At 44.8% G+C, this 15,915-nt stretch carries 14 protein-coding genes and 1 pseudogene; 11 read left to right on the forward strand and 4 right to left on the reverse strand.

From position 1 onward, the window contains the following. Window positions 1-59 precede the first annotated feature (59 nt). The 3 genes from R7P64_RS08755 to tyrS all read left to right on the forward strand — a co-directional run bounded on the left by R7P64_RS08755 (window position 60) and on the right by tyrS (window position 3,181). Window positions 60-839, forward strand: a complete 780-nt coding sequence (locus tag R7P64_RS08755; RefSeq protein WP_005373824.1) for a hypothetical protein — start codon at window positions 60-62, stop codon at window positions 837-839. Window positions 840-1,032: 193 nt separating this feature from the next. After that, entirely contained in the window at window positions 1,033-1,839 is an 807-nt protein-coding gene (locus R7P64_RS08760) for a response regulator transcription factor (RefSeq protein ID WP_021707696.1), read from the forward strand. Between the two features lie 82 nt (window positions 1,840-1,921). Beyond that, window positions 1,922-3,181 carry a tyrosine--tRNA ligase gene (gene tyrS / locus R7P64_RS08765; RefSeq protein ID WP_213969605.1) on the forward strand — a complete coding sequence of 420 codons (1,260 nt, stop codon included), beginning with the start codon at window positions 1,922-1,924 and terminating at the stop codon, window positions 3,179-3,181. Between the two features lie 107 nt (window positions 3,182-3,288). On the opposite strand, the gene R7P64_RS08770 is transcribed toward tyrS, so the two are convergent. Both R7P64_RS08770 and R7P64_RS08775 read right to left on the reverse strand, forming a co-directional pair. Then, window positions 3,289-4,323 (reverse strand): ABC transporter substrate-binding protein, encoded by a 1,035-nt coding sequence (locus R7P64_RS08770; protein ID WP_064369399.1) that lies wholly within the window; start codon window positions 4,321-4,323, stop codon window positions 3,289-3,291. A gap of 137 nt (window positions 4,324-4,460) precedes the next feature. Continuing rightward, the gene (locus R7P64_RS08775; RefSeq protein WP_054576155.1) at window positions 4,461-4,826 is read right to left on the reverse strand and encodes a DUF6559 family protein; all 366 of its coding nucleotides are present in this window, start codon (window positions 4,824-4,826) and stop codon (window positions 4,461-4,463) included. 167 nt (window positions 4,827-4,993) lie between these two features. Here R7P64_RS08775 and R7P64_RS08780 point away from each other — a divergent pair, with 167 nt between their 5' ends. After that, window positions 4,994-5,248, forward strand: coding sequence for a hypothetical protein (locus tag R7P64_RS08780; protein WP_005387084.1), 255 nt, complete (start codon window positions 4,994-4,996; stop codon window positions 5,246-5,248). 101 nt (window positions 5,249-5,349) lie between these two features. Here R7P64_RS08780 and R7P64_RS08785 read toward each other — a convergent pair. Continuing rightward, a pseudogene (locus tag R7P64_RS08785) lies at window positions 5,350-7,747 on the reverse strand (glycosyl hydrolase 2 galactose-binding domain-containing protein). Window positions 7,748-8,050: 303 nt separating this feature from the next. Between R7P64_RS08785 and R7P64_RS08790 the strand changes: the two are divergent. Continuing rightward, window positions 8,051-9,637, forward strand: a complete 1,587-nt coding sequence (locus R7P64_RS08790; RefSeq protein WP_005373846.1) for a BCCT family transporter — start codon at window positions 8,051-8,053, stop codon at window positions 9,635-9,637. Between the two features lie 62 nt (window positions 9,638-9,699). Here the strand turns inward: R7P64_RS08790 and R7P64_RS08795 are convergent, their stop codons facing one another. Then, the gene (locus R7P64_RS08795) at window positions 9,700-10,428 is read right to left on the reverse strand and encodes a UTRA domain-containing protein (RefSeq protein WP_005387087.1); all 729 of its coding nucleotides are present in this window, start codon (window positions 10,426-10,428) and stop codon (window positions 9,700-9,702) included. A 210-nt stretch (window positions 10,429-10,638) separates the two neighbouring features. On the opposite strand from R7P64_RS08795, the gene R7P64_RS08800 reads away from it, so the two are divergent. The 6 genes from R7P64_RS08800 to R7P64_RS08825 are packed head-to-tail and all read left to right on the forward strand — an operon-like array spanning window position 10,639 to window position 15,899. Next, window positions 10,639-11,706 carry an ABC transporter substrate-binding protein gene (locus tag R7P64_RS08800; RefSeq protein ID WP_318123394.1) on the forward strand — a complete coding sequence of 356 codons (1,068 nt, stop codon included), beginning with the start codon at window positions 10,639-10,641 and terminating at the stop codon, window positions 11,704-11,706. A gap of 12 nt (window positions 11,707-11,718) precedes the next feature. Continuing rightward, on the forward strand, window positions 11,719-12,543 hold the full coding sequence (locus R7P64_RS08805; RefSeq protein ID WP_054574544.1) for an alkaline phosphatase family protein: 825 nt from the start codon (window positions 11,719-11,721) through the stop codon (window positions 12,541-12,543). Continuing rightward, complete coding sequence (locus tag R7P64_RS08810) at window positions 12,540-13,430, forward strand: ABC transporter permease (RefSeq protein ID WP_047102769.1); 891 nt, start codon at window positions 12,540-12,542, stop codon at window positions 13,428-13,430. Before R7P64_RS08805 ends, R7P64_RS08810 begins: the two co-directional genes overlap by 4 nt. Before the next feature lie 2 nt (window positions 13,431-13,432). Next, a complete protein-coding gene (locus R7P64_RS08815; RefSeq protein WP_017633567.1) occupies window positions 13,433-14,221 on the forward strand; it encodes an ABC transporter permease in 789 nt (262 codons plus the stop codon). Then, the gene (locus R7P64_RS08820) at window positions 14,218-15,237 is read left to right on the forward strand and encodes an ABC transporter ATP-binding protein (RefSeq protein WP_005373862.1); all 1,020 of its coding nucleotides are present in this window, start codon (window positions 14,218-14,220) and stop codon (window positions 15,235-15,237) included. Before R7P64_RS08815 ends, R7P64_RS08820 begins: the two co-directional genes overlap by 4 nt. 2 nt (window positions 15,238-15,239) lie before the next feature. After that, window positions 15,240-15,899 (forward strand): HAD family hydrolase, encoded by a 660-nt coding sequence (locus R7P64_RS08825; RefSeq protein WP_017633566.1) that lies wholly within the window; start codon window positions 15,240-15,242, stop codon window positions 15,897-15,899. The last annotated feature ends 16 nt before the right edge of the window (window positions 15,900-15,915 follow it).

Below are 15,915 nucleotides of genomic sequence, written 5' to 3' on the forward strand. Positions count from 1 at the left end.
ATTATCAAAGTCTGATGACCTAAAATGAATGGTATATCGATAACTCCAGAGAGAATTTGATGAAAAAGCCTATCGCACTCCTTACTACATTGATGCTCCTGGCATCCCCTGCTTATGCCGATTGGGATGAAATTTCCAATAAAATGTCTGAGCTTGGCGACGCAGTTTCTGATACTGCCCAAGATGCTTGGGACGACACCAAAGCGTTTTCAAAACAAGCGTGGCAAGATTTCACGAATTGGTCCGAGGAAGCGATCAATACCGCAGGCGAATGGACAGAAGCCAGCATCGAGAAAAGCAAAGAATGGATAGATGCTGCTGACAAAAAAATTGATGAGCTGATGGAAGGCGATACGCCAGAAGAAGCTCGCCAAGCCGTGGACTTAATGGCAGATAGCGCTTTGCTCAAGTTATTTAATGAAAAGCCGGAGGCAAAAGCTATTTACGACAACGCGTACGGCTACGCGGTCTTTGATTCTCGTAAATTATCTTTGCTGTTTCACACCAACTCAGGGTCAGGAGTCGCAGTGAATAAGGAAACAGAAGAACGCACTTATATGAATATGTTTGGTTTGGGCGTTGCACTTGGGGCTGGCGGCAAATTTTACCAACAAGTGGTTCTGTTTGAGAGCAAAGAAGACTTTGATACGTTCGTCAACGAAGGATGGGAGGCCACAAGTGAAGCCTCTGCTGTTGCGGGCGAAGATTCAGAGCAACTTTCAAAACAATTTAACAGCGGCGTCGCCGTCTATCAGTTGAACGCTAAAGGTTTGCTCATCGATGCTAACGTGTCTGGTTCTAAATATTGGGTTAACGAAGAGCTCACTAACTCGCAGTAATGCATAGCAACTAATTGCTTAAATAAAACCGTTGTTATGCACCCTTATCAATAAGTTAACGGGGATATGATTCCTCAAAACTGAGCACTTACGCAACTTTCTCTATGGAAGTCACCAGAAGATGGCGACTTCCCTTTCTCGTTGGATTGCTTTTGGTTATGCTTGCGCAAAACCACCTGCAATTCGGTATCCCATGCCTGACAATAACTTTAATAATCTGCTAGCAGAAGCAATTTCTGCTCTTAACACGCCTAACTTTACTCCTAAACTTATGCGTGTCATTCGCACTCTTTTTCATTTTGATTGCGCAGTTATTTTAGGTTACCGAGAAGGTAAACATCCTATTTATCTCTACGACTCAATTGAGAACGAGCGAGAGTTACTTTTTCAACGCTACCTTACTGACTCATTTCAAAATGACCCTTTTTTTCTCAAACTAAACGAGACAAAGCAACAAGGCGTATTTACGCTCAAAGACGTGGCGCGTAAAGGCGTTGATTTTACTTCCTACTGCGAACAGTTCTACCATCAAACAGGGTGGAAAGACGAGCTTAGCATGCTAGTCGAAGTTGAATCTGGCCGTTGGGTCATGCTGTACTTCGGATATATGACTGATGGAAAATACTTTTCTCAGCAACAAATCAATAAGCTAAAGCCCTATTTCCCGATAATTCAGTCGCTTTGTCAGCAGCATTGGAAACAAACGGAATTTACCTTTTCTGAGCCTGTTTTTGCACAGAGTGCTTATTCTGGCAGTATGCGATTAGCCATTGAGCAAGCTTTAGCAACGTTTGGCGTAGAATCACTCACCCGTCGCGAACAAGAGGTAGCTTCGCTTCTCGCTCAAGGGTTTGACACAAAAGAAATTGCCGCGCGGTTACACTTAGTTCAAGGCACGGTCAAAAATCATCGAAAGCGAATTTACTCGCAATTAAATGTGTCTTCATTGAGTGAGTTATTCCAGCTTTTCCTCAATCACCTCATTCTCCATTCAAGATAAAAAACTGTCCCTTAAGGGATATATCGAGAAAAGGTGTCGCGTTTTAGTCTGAATGTAACAACCACTAAAACAGACAAAAAGAATGACGACACCATTACTGCAAGATTTACAAGATCGCGGCTTGATTGCACAAGCCAGCGATTTGGAAGAAATTCAGACACTTCTCTTACAGCCACAAACCGTTTACTGCGGCTTCGATCCTACAGCTGGCAGCTTACATATCGGCCACCTCGTGCCTTTGATTATGCTTAAGCGCTTTCAAGATGCCGGACACCAAGCTGTTGCCTTGATTGGCGGTGCAACGGGTATGATTGGTGACCCAAGCTTTAAAGCGACTGAGCGCAGTCTGAACTCAGAGGAAATCGTCTCAGGCTGGGTTAACGATCTTTCTAATCAAATTCAGCAGTTGATGAATCACCAACTGACCAAGCCGATGATCATGGTGAACAACGCTGACTGGATGAAAGCGATCAATGTGATCGACTTCTTCCGCGATGTGGGTAAGCACTTCTCGATCAATACTATGGTTAACCGAGAATCGGTAAAACAACGCCTGCAACGACCTGACCAAGGTATCTCCTTCACCGAATTTAGCTACGCCCTACTGCAATCGTATGATTTTGCCGAGCTAAACCGTCGATACGGTTGCCGTTTGCAAATCGGTGGCAATGACCAATGGGGAAACATCGTCAGCGGGATCGATTTAACTCGCCGTCAAAATGGTGAGCAAGTATTTGGCTTAACTCTGCCGCTGATCACCAAATCCGATGGCACCAAATTTGGCAAAACTGAAGGTGGTGCAGTATGGCTAGATCCTAGCAAGACCTCTCCTTACGCGTTCTACCAGTTCTGGCTTGGCGCAGAAGACGCCGACGTTTACCACTTCTTGCGTTACTACACATTCTTGAGCTGCGAAGAAATTGCCAGCATTGAAGCGCAAGACCAAGCAAGCCAAGGTAAGCCACAAGCACAACGTATTCTCGCTGAAGAAATGACGCGATTTGTTCATGGCGAAGAAGGCCTAGCCAGTGCCGAGCGTATCACTCAAGCTTTATTCAGCGGTAATGTGCAACAACTGAGTTTGGGTGAATTAAAACAGTTGGAGTTGGATGGTTTACCAAGCATTGAGAGCACACAACAAGATTTGGTTGAGCTGTTGATTGAGTCGGGCTTAGCAAGTTCGAAGCGTGTTGCACGCGAACACATCAGCAACAACGCCATCAGTGTAAACGGTGAAAAAGTGGCGGCTGATAACCCGAGTTTAAGCTTCCCACTGTTTGATCAATATTGGTTACTGCAACGCGGTAAAAAGCACTTCTGCCTCGTAAAGCGTGCCGCGTAGCAACACTCGCAGTACAAAACCTATAAAAAAATTCCCCTCACCACTTTCGTGATGAGGGGAATCCAAATTTGAACGATTTTAAGCCTAACAATAGGCAAAGACGTTGCTTATTGCGTTCTTAAACGTTGCCAGTACTTTTCGTAAATCGCTAACGTTTCTGCGCCAACATCATTAATAAACTCGCCTTTTTTCATGTCTTCTGATGAAGGGAAAATAGTACGGTTATTTTTCAACTCTTCTGGCAATTTGTCACGCCCAGCGTTTGTTGCCGACGCATAACCCAAACTGGTCACGATTTCCGCTTGGTTCTCTGATTGGTACATGAAGTTAATAAATTTATGCGCCAATGCTTTGTTTTTACTGCCAGACGGAATAGTGAAGTTGTCCATCCACAATACCGCGCCCTCTTCCGGCATCACGAACTTCAGTTCAGGCATTTCAACCTGCCCTTGGAATGCGTTGCCGTTCCATTGCATGCCGACCGATGTTTCACCGGACACGTAAGGGACTTGCGGCGCATCTGAGTTATACAGTAATACGTTGTTTTTCAGCGCAACTAGAGAATCAAAAGCCTGTTCGATTTCAGCTTCGTCTTTTGTATTCACGCTATGGCCATTTTTCTTAAGCGCCATACCAAACACATCGCGCACGTCATCGATCAACATGACTTGTTGTTCGTATTGAGACTCCCATAAGTCTGCCCATTTGGTCACTGGTTGCTCAACCATGGATTCGTTGTAGCTGATCCCGGTAATGCCCCAAATATAAGGCAGCGAGTAATCATTTTTCGGATCGTGCGCTTGGCCAAGTAAACCGTCCATTGTGTCTTGCATGTTTGGCACTTGAGCGTGATCTATTTTCGAAAGCAGCCCTTCTCGCCCCATTTTTTCAATGAAGTACGCAGAAGCAAAAACCACATCGTAGCCAGAACCTTTTAGCAATTTTAGCTTGGTGTACATTGATTCATTATTCTCAAAGGTCGAATAATTAATCGTAACGCCTTCTTGTTTTTCAAACGCTTTTAACGATGATTCCGGCAAATAGCCACCCCATGCATAAACGTTCAACGTTTTGCTATCTGCATGAGCAAACATGCTGAGCACAAGAGCACTCAGCCCCAATCCTTTGATGATTAATTTCATGGTATGCAATCCAACCAGTCCAGCGACGCGCTGGGATTCGGGTGCATAATTAGGTAATTGTTACCCAATTGAAAGAAAATTTAATTAATCTTTAACAGCAAAAATATTTATCGAATTTATAAAATTAACGCATGTTTTTAATAGCGACTGTGCATACCAAAATGATGAGACATTCCATCTTCCATTCGACCGCCTTTCCAGCCACCAGAGCCGAGTAAATTAAGCACATCTTGAGCGGTATAATCGGCACCAGAAAAGAAATCATGCGCCACGTCTGAGCGGATGGCTTGCAATTCTGGTTGGTTTTCCAAATCAAGATCTTGCGGATTCGCATACAACGCCAACGCAATTTTTTGTTGGCACGCGCTTAAGCTTAACTCGCTGGTGCTCGTCTTTACCTGACCAACCGAAAAGTACTCACGACTGCCGTATCCCACTATCAATCTGGTACTCATTAGCTTAATCACTTTCTTAATGCGGCGACGTTGTATAAATCTCAACATGTTTTGTTATTCCTGTATTAAGTTGGCTATGGTCGTATTCTTTTGTTCGAATTAAAACACTCTGTTTTATCCGCGAAATTTCTCTAGCGCTTTTCGCGATGATCGGTTGTATAATACGACTCTGAAATATTTTGTTACGTTACCTCGGTAACCCCTGAGACTGCAACATGAACAACAGCAGATGGGTCGGCTTTATAGGCGGCACGATTGTCTTACTTAGTACCTTTATCCTCTTCGGATCTTCCGTCCACGCTGCTTGGTACCGAATCCCTGCGGAAGCCATTCATGGTATCGCCTTCACTCTGGCTTTTGGTTTAGGGTTAAACAGCCTGCTGGCGTACGCGACGGCAGTGATTACTCTTGCTGCACTATTCTACATTGGCTTTGTCGTTAGCTATCGGGTCCATCAGAAACTTAAATAGTCTTCTGTCTCAACCTGAGCTTAATAACGGATACTTGGTAACTAAAAAGGGAGCAAACGCTCCCTTTTTAGTTATCAGCATATAGATGTTCTATGCCCGCTTTAATCATTAAGGTGGTATACCCTCAACGACTGCTGCATACCTAAAACATCATCACCTAAATACTCAACCGTCATTGGAACGTTGACCAACAGAGTAAAGCTAGAGTCACTGAACCTTCCATCAGCATCACTCTCCAAATGAACAAAAAACGCAGGCTTATCCGCAATCAATGTAATTCGCCTCCCTTCAATAGAGACATCTATATTGGCTTTCGCTATCGGCAAGGTTTTTAGCTCGTGAGTACTAAACCATGTGTTGCTTATTCTGTCTTCACCGATTTGCGCTTCAACATAGAAGAAGCCTGACGTAAGTTCATCCTTCTCGATCGATTCATCCAATTGCCACAAAATCGTATTGCTGTCTGCTATGACTGTTTGTTCTAAGCTCCAACATTGCTTTTCTTCCCCTTGCCAATCTACCCACTTAAGCAGTGTGTTGACGCTTGCGGACTCTTTGGCATCATTGAGCAAATGTAGGCGTATGCTCGGAAAATACCAAATACTGTGGCGCAAAAAATCGCTTCGCATGGTAGTGCAACTGCTTCCATCGACCACTGTATTCCAAACTAGACCAAGAACTGACAGGCCAATTGTCGTTGAGTTGCCAGTACAGCATGCCGCGACAAACTGGAGAAATGGCACGCCAATGATCGCATGCAGTTTTGATCGCGATTGCCTGCTGAACTTGACTTAAATACAGCATGCTCTCGAATCCAGAGGGAAAACGAAAATAGCGCGTGAACATCTCTGTGATAATACTATTACCTCGAGGGTTCTTCTGATGTTGTTCGAAAGTTGGGGATGTAATATTCCAGTCTTGCTCAGGGACAAACCGCTTAACTTCAGCAAAAGATGGCCAAGATTGAAAACCAAACTCAGAGCAAAAACGAGGATTCACGTCAAGGTAGGCACTGAATGATTTTCCTGAATGCCAAACGTCCCAAAAGTGCATATCGCCTTTACTATCATCATGCCACGCATCACCGAAATCCAGTTCACCATTACATGGGGAACTTGGCCAGAAACGGCGAGTGCTATCTTGCTCGGTAATCTCCTTCTCAATCATGCGGTTGAGGCGATCGTAGTTAACCGTGTATTTGACTTTACTGCGCTTAGATTCGTCATACCAACCAATAGCTCCAATCACTTCATTGTCACCACACCAAAGTGCGATTGATGGGTGCTCCTTGAGCCTCGGGATTTGGAATCTAAGTTCTTCTTCTACCTCTTTTAAAAACTCGTCGTTTGATGGGTACAACGAGCAGGCGAACATCATGTCTTGCCACACCAACAAGCCAAGTTCATCACAAAGGTTATAAAAGATTTCACTCTCGTACTGACCACCGCCCCATACGCGAATCATGTTCATGTTGGCGTCAACCGCACTTTGCAAAAGGTTGCGATAACGTGTTTCGCACTCTCGCCCCGGCATTGCGTCAATAGGGATCCAGTTGGCACCTTTAGCATTAATCGGTACGCCATTGACGATAAATTCCATTGCAGAGCCGTGCTCATCAGCTTGATTATTTAGAGTTAGCTGACGCAAACCAATGTTGTGCGTTAACTTTTGCTCTCTGCAAGAAATGGTAATGGGATAGAGATACGCTTCGCCATAACCCGATGGCCACCAGCGTTGAGGCTCCAAAATGTGGAACTGGCAATGATAATGACCATTTCCTTTTGTTTGAATACATTGACGCTCACCATTAAATTCAACCATCATTTCATGGCGTTGACTGTCCGTTTCCACTTCAACTACTACATCAAGAAACACACTCCCATCGGCTTGCCATTGCTGCTCTGTCGAGAAGCCTTTGAGCCAAAGCTCATTCACAATGTCGATTTGAATGGGGTCGTAAATACCCGATACCATCAAGCAAATGCCCCAGTCCCATCCGGAATGGCACTGTGTTTTGCGGATCAAGTTCATGTGTGGAATTTGGTTGTTGCCCATTGCCGATGGAATAGGAAATGGCAGTTTTTTTGCTCTTGCGATACCTTCTAAATCCACCCGAGCAAACTCAACCCGAATCGTGTTAGTACCTTGCTTTAAATGCGGTTTAATATCCACACGTTGCTGGGTAAACATGTTGCTGCAAGTTAGTGCTAACTCACCATTAACATAGAAGGTTGCCAATGTATCGACACGAGTTAGCGTCATCCAAATTTGCTTGGCAGACAACGTAAACGCGTCGACGTCAAACTCACGTGAGATATGCCACTCACACTCTTCAATCCATCGAACTTTGTTTTCATTATCGGCAAAATAAGGATCTGGAATCTGCTCTGCTTGTAAAAGCGCCGACACATTATCGCCCGGAATAAACATTGGAATTTCAAGATTGGGACGCTGTGGCGAGGTAAGCATCCACTGCCCGTTAAGTTCGAAGTGAGCCATCGAGTTAAACCTTAGCTTGGGAAAAACATGTTTTCTCAATGTAATCCTGATAAACCCATGCAAAAATAAGGGAAATGTTAATTACATACGAAATGCGGTGCATTTCACGTAAAAACTCTTTCTTTTGATCTCTACCCAAAAATCAGCAACTTGGCTAACCTGTTAAAAATTAATCGAAATCTAAGGTTATATTTGCAACTTCGACATGTTAACATCATCGGCTTTTTGAACATCCTCACACTTTTCGTTGAAACGATGTGAGGGGAAATGCACGGCTTCATAGCCCTAAAAAGCGAAGTAATTATGTCAAATATGACGAATGCCGCCTCCCACACAGCGCCTATTCAGGATGCTGACTATTCTGCTATTCATCCCCCATCTTTACTCAAGCGCCTCGAACTCACCAATCCTGTCTTTTGGTTAAGTGGTAGCTTCCTCACTCTATTCGTTTTACTTGCTCTAACGAATACCGACTCTCTAACCGCAATGGTTAACACCGGCTTCGGCTTTGCTACTAAATATTTCGGAGCTTACTGGCAAGTACTGCTTCTTCTGAATTTCCTAATTGGTTTGGCTCTTGCGTTTGGTCGCACTGGTTATGTGCGCCTAGGTGGTCTAGCGAAACCTGATATTGATAACTTTAAGTGGTTGTCAATCGTACTCTGTACTCTACTTGCAGGTGGTGGTGTGTTCTGGGCCGCTGCTGAGCCTATCGCGCACTTTGTGACTGCTCCGCCTCTATACGGGGAAGCTTCACCGAAAACTGCCGCAATCAATGCCCTATCTCAGTCTTTTATGCACTGGGGCTTCTTAGCTTGGGCGATCCTTGGTGGTCTATCTTCCATTGTCTTAATGCACTTGCATTACGATAAAGGCCTGCCTCTTAAGCCGCGTACTCTGCTTTACCCTGTTTTTGGTGATAAAGCCATTAAAGGCTGGATTGGTGATGTTGCTGACGCATGTAGCATCATTGCCGTAGCAGCAGGAACCATCGGTCCTATCGGCTTCTTAGGTTTACAAATTAGCTACGCGCTAAACTCATTGTTTGGCCTGCCAGATACGTTCGTAACGCAAAGCATGGTTATCATGGCGGCGATCCTGATGTATACCCTTTCCGCACTGAGCGGTTTGAGCAAGGGTATTCAAATCGTCAGTCGTTACAACATCATTTTGTCTGTACTATTAATTGGTTACATCCTGTTCTTCGGGCCGACAAGCTTTATCGTTGATGGCTACGTGCAAGGCGTTGGTCGTATGGTGGATAACTTCTTCCCTATGGCACTTTACCGTGGTGATACAGGCTGGCTAAGTTGGTGGACAGTATTCTTCTGGGGTTGGTTTATCGGTTATGGCCCAATGATGGCGATCTTTATTGCTCGTATCTCTCGTGGTCGTACAATTCGCCAATTAATCATGTCTATTAGCATCGCGGCACCGCTGATTACTTGCTTCTGGTTTAGTATCGTTGGTGGCAGTGGCCTTGCGTTTGAACTTGATAACCCTGGTTTGATTTCATCTGCGTTTGAAGGCTTTAACTTGCCCGCAGCACTGCTAGCGATTACTGGTGAATTACCTTACCCAATGATCATTTCGGTTCTGTTCCTGATCTTAACGACAACATTTATCGTGACGACGGGTGACTCGATGACTTACACAATCAGTGTAGTGATGACGGGCTCAACAGAACCAAACGCAGTGATTCGCTCGTTCTGGGGTCTGATTATGGGTATTGTCGCTATTGCGCTTATCTCAATGGGCTCTGGTGGTATTTCTGCATTGCAGTCTTTCATTGTAATTACTGCCGTGCCTGTGTCTTTCATTTTGCTGCCAAGCATTTGGAAAGCACCCGGCATTGCAAGCAGAATGGCAAAAGAGCAAGGCCTCGTTTAAACCGCCTCTCTAACCAATATGCGAAAAAGAGCCCTTCATTGGGCTCTTTTTAATTCTGCGCTTTATCCTACGCTATCAATGCGAATCATCACTGCGTCTGGACGCCAATACTCGAATTCGCAGTCCATTAAATGCCCATCTTGTTTGTAGTTTACCCGCCGAATTTTCAGAACGGGTTGTCCTTCAGCTAGGTTCAACGCCTTAGCGACATGAGCAGGAGCTGACGTGGGAATCACATCAAAACGAGAGCGCTTTGTCTCGTAACCATACTTCTCACGATAAATGCCCGTCAGGGACATGGTGAGGTTCTCAGACAATATACCCTCAAACAGTGCCGCTTTGAGCACGTTCTCAACAAACAATACCGCTCGCCCATCAATAAAACGTAACCGTTCAATCACATAAATTGGGGTAATTCGCTCAACCTCTAACGATTTGGCATACTCACCTGCGGCCATTTCACTTCGCACGTTGAGTAACTTGGTTTCTGCAATACGATGCTGCTCTCGAATCATCTGATGGAAGTGAGAACGAGACAACGGGTTGTAACAGATACGCTCAGGAGATACATACCAACCCCGGCGCTCTTCTCGATAAATAAGACCTTCAGTTTCTAAAGACACCAACGCATCTTTGATAGTGATTCGAGTTGTAGAAAACAGCTCACTGAGCTCTCTCTCTGACGGCAGTTTTTGTCCTTCCGACATGATGCCGGAAAGAATCTGCTGTTTTAAGCTGCTTCTAATTTTTCCTAATTGAGTACCAAATTGTCCGGTGCCTGTCGCTCTCATTCTGATCTAGTCCAACGATAATTTGACGAATAACATAAGGCGTTTACGTAACAAAAATATGACATTAATCAACAGAACACATACTGAACGTATGAAATATAAGTGCCATATAAAATCAGCAAAACTGTCAAATTACTTGCGCTAAATCGTCACATTCCATCCATAGCATACAAAGCGAACTTACTGACCTAGTCCAGAAGGATGGAGACAATGAAAACTTTGCTAAGTCGTTCAATTACCGCACCAGCGGCAATCATTGCGGTAACGCTCGCTACGCCAACAGTAGCGAAAGAAGCCGATATTGAATCTTTGGTAGCAGCAGCACAAAAAGAAGGGGCGGTTTACAGTGTGGGTATGCCTGACAGTTGGGCAAACTGGAAAGACACTTGGGCTGATTTAAAGTCAAATTACAACCTTAAGCACCAAGACACGGATATGAGCTCGGCTCAAGAAATCGCAAAATTCGAAGCTGAGAAGAAAAACGCGACCGCAGACATTGGTGACGTAGGCTTTGCCTTCGCACGTGTAGCGGTAAAAAAAGGCGTCACTCAGCCATATAAACCAACAACTTGGAATGACATCCCAGATTGGGCAAAAGACGAAGATGGTCATTGGGCACTTGCTTACACTGGCACTATTTCTTTTATCTCCAACAATAACCTCGTAAAAGACGCGCCAAAAACGTGGGGTGACCTATTAAAAGGCGACTACAAAGTGACCGTAGGTGACGTAGGCGTAGCAGCACAGGCAAACAACGCGGTTCTCGCCGCAGCGTTCGCCAACGGTGGGGACGAATCCAACCTCAAGCCTGCGCTCAAATTCTTTTCTGAACTCGCGAAGCAAGGTCGTCTTTCATTTACCAATCCGAACATCGCCAACCTAGAAAAAGGCGAAGTGGAAGTGGCGATCATGTGGGACTTCAATGCATTGAACTACCGCGACACAATTGACCGCGACCGCTTTACAGTGAGCATTCCTCAAGATGGCTCTGTGATTTCTGGTTATACAACCATAATCAATAAATACGCGAAGAACCCTAATGCAGCAAAGCTTGCTCGTGAATACATCTTCAGCGATCAAGGGCAAATCAACTTAGCAGAAGGTTATGCGCGTCCAATCCGCACCAACATCACACTGCCTCAAGCAGTGCAAGACAAGCTAATTGCTAATGACCAATACAGCAATGTTCACCCAGTGACTGACTTCTCAGCTTGGGAAAAGTCCGCACGTAAGCTGCCACGTCAATGGCAAGAAAGTGTCTTAATCCACCAGCAATAAGAGTAAGTCGTTATGAGCAATAAGGTCATCCTTGTTGTTCTAGATGGACTGAACTATCAGGTAGCCCGTGATTGCATGGGCTACCTCAATGGTCTTCTAGAGCAAAGTCGTTCCCAACAAGAAACTCGCGCAACGCTTTATCCTGTGCAGTGTGAGCTGCCCTCTATGTCTCGCCCACTTTATGAGTGCATTTTAACGGGCGTTCGCCCTGTAGAAAGCGGCATCGTAAACAACAATATCGTTCGTCTATCCAAACACGATTCCATTTTCAGTTTGGCAAAAGCCCAAGGAAAAGTGACCGCTGCGGCTGCCTACCACTGGGTAAGTGAGCTTTATAATCGCGCGCCATTTGAACCTGTTCGCGATCGTTTCACGCATGATGAAACCCTGAATATCCAGCACGGCTACTTTTACCATTGGGATCATTATCCTGATGAAGCCTTGTTCCTGGACGCAGAGTATTTACGTCGAAACTATCAACCTGATTTCTTACTGATCCACCCGATGAATATCGACGATACAGGACATAAGTTTGGCCTAGACTCTCGCCAATACCGCAATTGTGCGCGAGGTGCAGACATTATTCTTTCCAACTACATCGATCAATGGCTTGCTGATGGGTATCAAATCATTGTGACCAGCGATCATGGCATGAACAACGATCTTTCTCACGGTGGGATTTTACCTGAAGAACGAGAAGTTCCCCTGTTTGTCATTGGTGATAAGTTTACCCATCAAGATTGTCATATTAAGCAGACTGATATTTGTGGCACCGTTTGTCAATTGCTAAACCTTGACCACACGAAGCCATACACTCAGGAATTGTTAGCACTATGAGCAGTTCAGTCCTCTCCCCAAGCTCCAGCGAATCACGCTCAAATTTGGCAAGTACTTGGTTAAAGCGCTTTAAGCCAGCCATTTGGTTGGTGCCTTTCGCGCTGTTTTTCTACCTATTTCAACTCGCACCGATGATTTGGGTACTGTTAAACAGCTTTATCTACGATGGCGAGTTTGCCTTCGATAACTACATTGAAGTGCTCGACTCCGCCTTTATGATGCAGGCGTTTGGCAACAGTTTGTGGTTAGCTGTATGGTCGAGCATTTTTGGCTTAGCCATTGCGACTCTGTTGGTCTCTTCTCTACGCAGAGTCGATTCTAAAGTCCGCGACGGTGTGATTGCGTTTACAAACATGAGCAGCAACTTTGCAGGCGTACCTCTGTCATTCGCTTTTATTATTATTTTGGGCACCAATGGGGCGATTACCCTTTTGCTCAAGCAGTATGGCTTACTCGGTGATTTCGACCTTTATGGTAAATGGGGCCTGCTGGCCATTTACATCTACTTCCAAATCCCGCTGGCGGTGTTGTTGCTCTACCCTGCGTTCGACGCGTTGAGTGATGATTGGCAAGCAGCAGCTGCGCTACTGGGAGCCAAAACATCACAGTATTGGGCGAAAATCGCTCTGCCAGTGCTCTCACCAGCCTTATTCGGTACCTTTATTATCTTAATAGCCAACGCAATTGGCGCTTATGCGAGTGTTTATGCGCTGACCTCCGGTAACTATAACGTCATCACAATTCGAATTGCGAGTCTGGTATCGGGAGACCTGTTCCTTGAACCTAATCTCGCCGCTGCAATTTCAGTGATTCTAATGGCGTTACTTGCCTTTATCACAGTGATTAACCAATGGCTCATTTCGAAAAGCTATGCAGGTAGGAAGTAGTCATGAACAACGTTAATACTCGATTCCATAAAACGGTGGTTTATTCCATTGTTGGGATCATGCTCATCCCGATTTTAGCGACCTTTGTCTATTCGCTTTCATCACGCTGGGGTGCCACGGTGCTTCCAGATGGTTTCACTTTTGATTGGTACGTTAAATTGCTGACCGACCCACGCTTTTTGCAAGCGTTTGGGCGTTCGCTGTTTATTTGTATTGCTTCGCTAACCCTCAGTGTGCTTCTGGTTCTGCCAGCGATATTCGTGGTGTTTTACTACTTTCCGAAGCTCGATAAGCTCATGAACGTATTGATTTTGCTACCATTCGCTGTACCACCAGTGGTGTCCTCCGTCGGCTTGCTTCAACTTTATGCTGACAGTGAAATCTCCCTTATCGGTACTCCTTGGATTCTAGTAGGTACTTACTTCACCATCGCGTTACCGTTCATGTATCGTGCGATTTCTAATAGCTTCGAAGCAATTAACCTTAACGATTTAATGGACGCTGCACACTTGCTAGGGGCAAGCACAACCAAAGCGTTTTTGATGGTCATTTTACCTAACCTCAAAAAAGGACTGATGGCATCGCTTTTCCTTTCATTTTCATTTCTATTGGGAGAGTTTGTGTTCGCCAATATTTTAGTCGGCACACGTTATGAAACCCTGCAAATCTACTTGTATAACATGCGTCAGACGAGCGGCCACTTTACGTCTGCCTTAGTGATGACCTACTTCCTATTTATTTTTTTACTGACTTGGTTGGCAAGTCGTTTCAGCCGAGGAGTCAAACAATGAGCTACGTAACAGCGAAAAATCTGACTAAACGTTTTGGTGATAACACCGTATTTGAGGACATTCACTTTAACATCGAGCAAGGTGAATTCATTACGCTTTTAGGCCCTAGCGGTTGTGGTAAATCGACACTACTTCGCAGCCTTGCTGGGCTTAACCCTGTCGATGGAGGCGAGATTTGGGTAAACGGAGAAGATATCACGCATCAAGTCCCGCAAGAGCGTGGTATTGGGATGGTCTTTCAATCGTATGCGCTGTTTCCCAATATGACCGTCGAAGGCAACATTGCATTTGGCTTAAAAATGAAAAAGCTTGCGAATGATGATATTCGACGTGAAGTGGCTAAAGTCATCAAACTGGTGGATCTGGCAGGTAAAGAAAAACACTATCCGCATCAACTTTCTGGCGGTCAGCGCCAGCGTGTCGCACTCGCTCGAGCGTTGGTGGTGAAACCTCGCATATTATTGCTTGATGAACCACTTTCTGCGCTTGATGCCAAAATCCGCAAACACCTTCGTCAGCAAATCCGAGATATTCAGAAAGAGATGAATCTCACCACTATCTTCGTAACTCATGACCAAGAAGAGGCGATGATTATGTCTGATCGTATCTTCCTAATGAGTAAAGGAGAAATTGTTCAAGCAGGAACACCTGAAGAAATCTATACTCATCCTGCTAACGAGTTTGTGGCCGGTTTCATGGGGCACTACAACCTTGTAGAGGCCAATAAAGCCAAGCAACTCTTCAACATTGATACCGAATGGAAAGTGGCGATTCGCCCAGAGTCTATATATGTAAAAGAGCAAGGTCGTCAATATGATAGCCACATCTCAGCGCCACAAGTAGGTACGATCACCAACCACCAGCTTCTAGGTAATGTTATTCGCTATCAAGTGAACGTTGAAGAGTGTGAGCTCACTGTTGACTTACTTAACCGCTCTTCAGAACGCTTACTAGCGAATGGCAGCCAACTAGAACTACTCTTTAACCTAAACGAAATTCAACCAGTGAGAGCCTAAACATGTCCAAACCTTTGTATGTTTTTGATATGGATGAAACCCTAATAAACGCTGACTGCGCAATGATTTGGAACGAGTTTATGGTTGAGAAAGGCATCGCGACTGATCCTTTATTTATTATGGAAGATCAGCGTCTAATGGCCTTGTACTCTGAAGGCAAAATGGACATGGAAGATTACCTAGCGTTCTCCATGAAGCCACTAGAAAACATGCCGATTGAAGAAGTAAACGCCTTGGTTGAAGAATGTGTTGAAAGCCATATTTTGCCTAAACAGTTCCCTCAAGCCAAAACCCTGATTGAGCAACTGTCTCGTGATGGTATAGATATGGTTATCATCTCTGCCAGCGTCACTTTTTTGGTGGAAGCCGTTGGTCGCCGTCTTAATATTCCAACCGCACTCGGAATTGATTTAATCGAGAAAAACAACCGTTATACTGCTGAAATCGACGGTATCCCGAGTTATCGTGAAGGCAAAGTCACGCGATTAAAACAGTGGCTAGAAAATCAGCCTGAGCCTTATTCCGAAATCCATTTCTATACCGATTCAATCAACGATTTACCGCTTTGTGAATACGCGAACTACGCTTATCTGGTAAATCCATGCCCACAACTAAAAGAACACGCCAACAGACCGAATTGGAGTGTGTTAAGTTGGGGGTGATATAGCCTCACAAGAC

This window comes from Vibrio sp. 2304 (genome assembly GCF_033339475.1).
In the GTDB taxonomy this organism is placed as follows: Bacteria; Pseudomonadota; Gammaproteobacteria; order Enterobacterales; family Vibrionaceae; genus Vibrio; species Vibrio alginolyticus.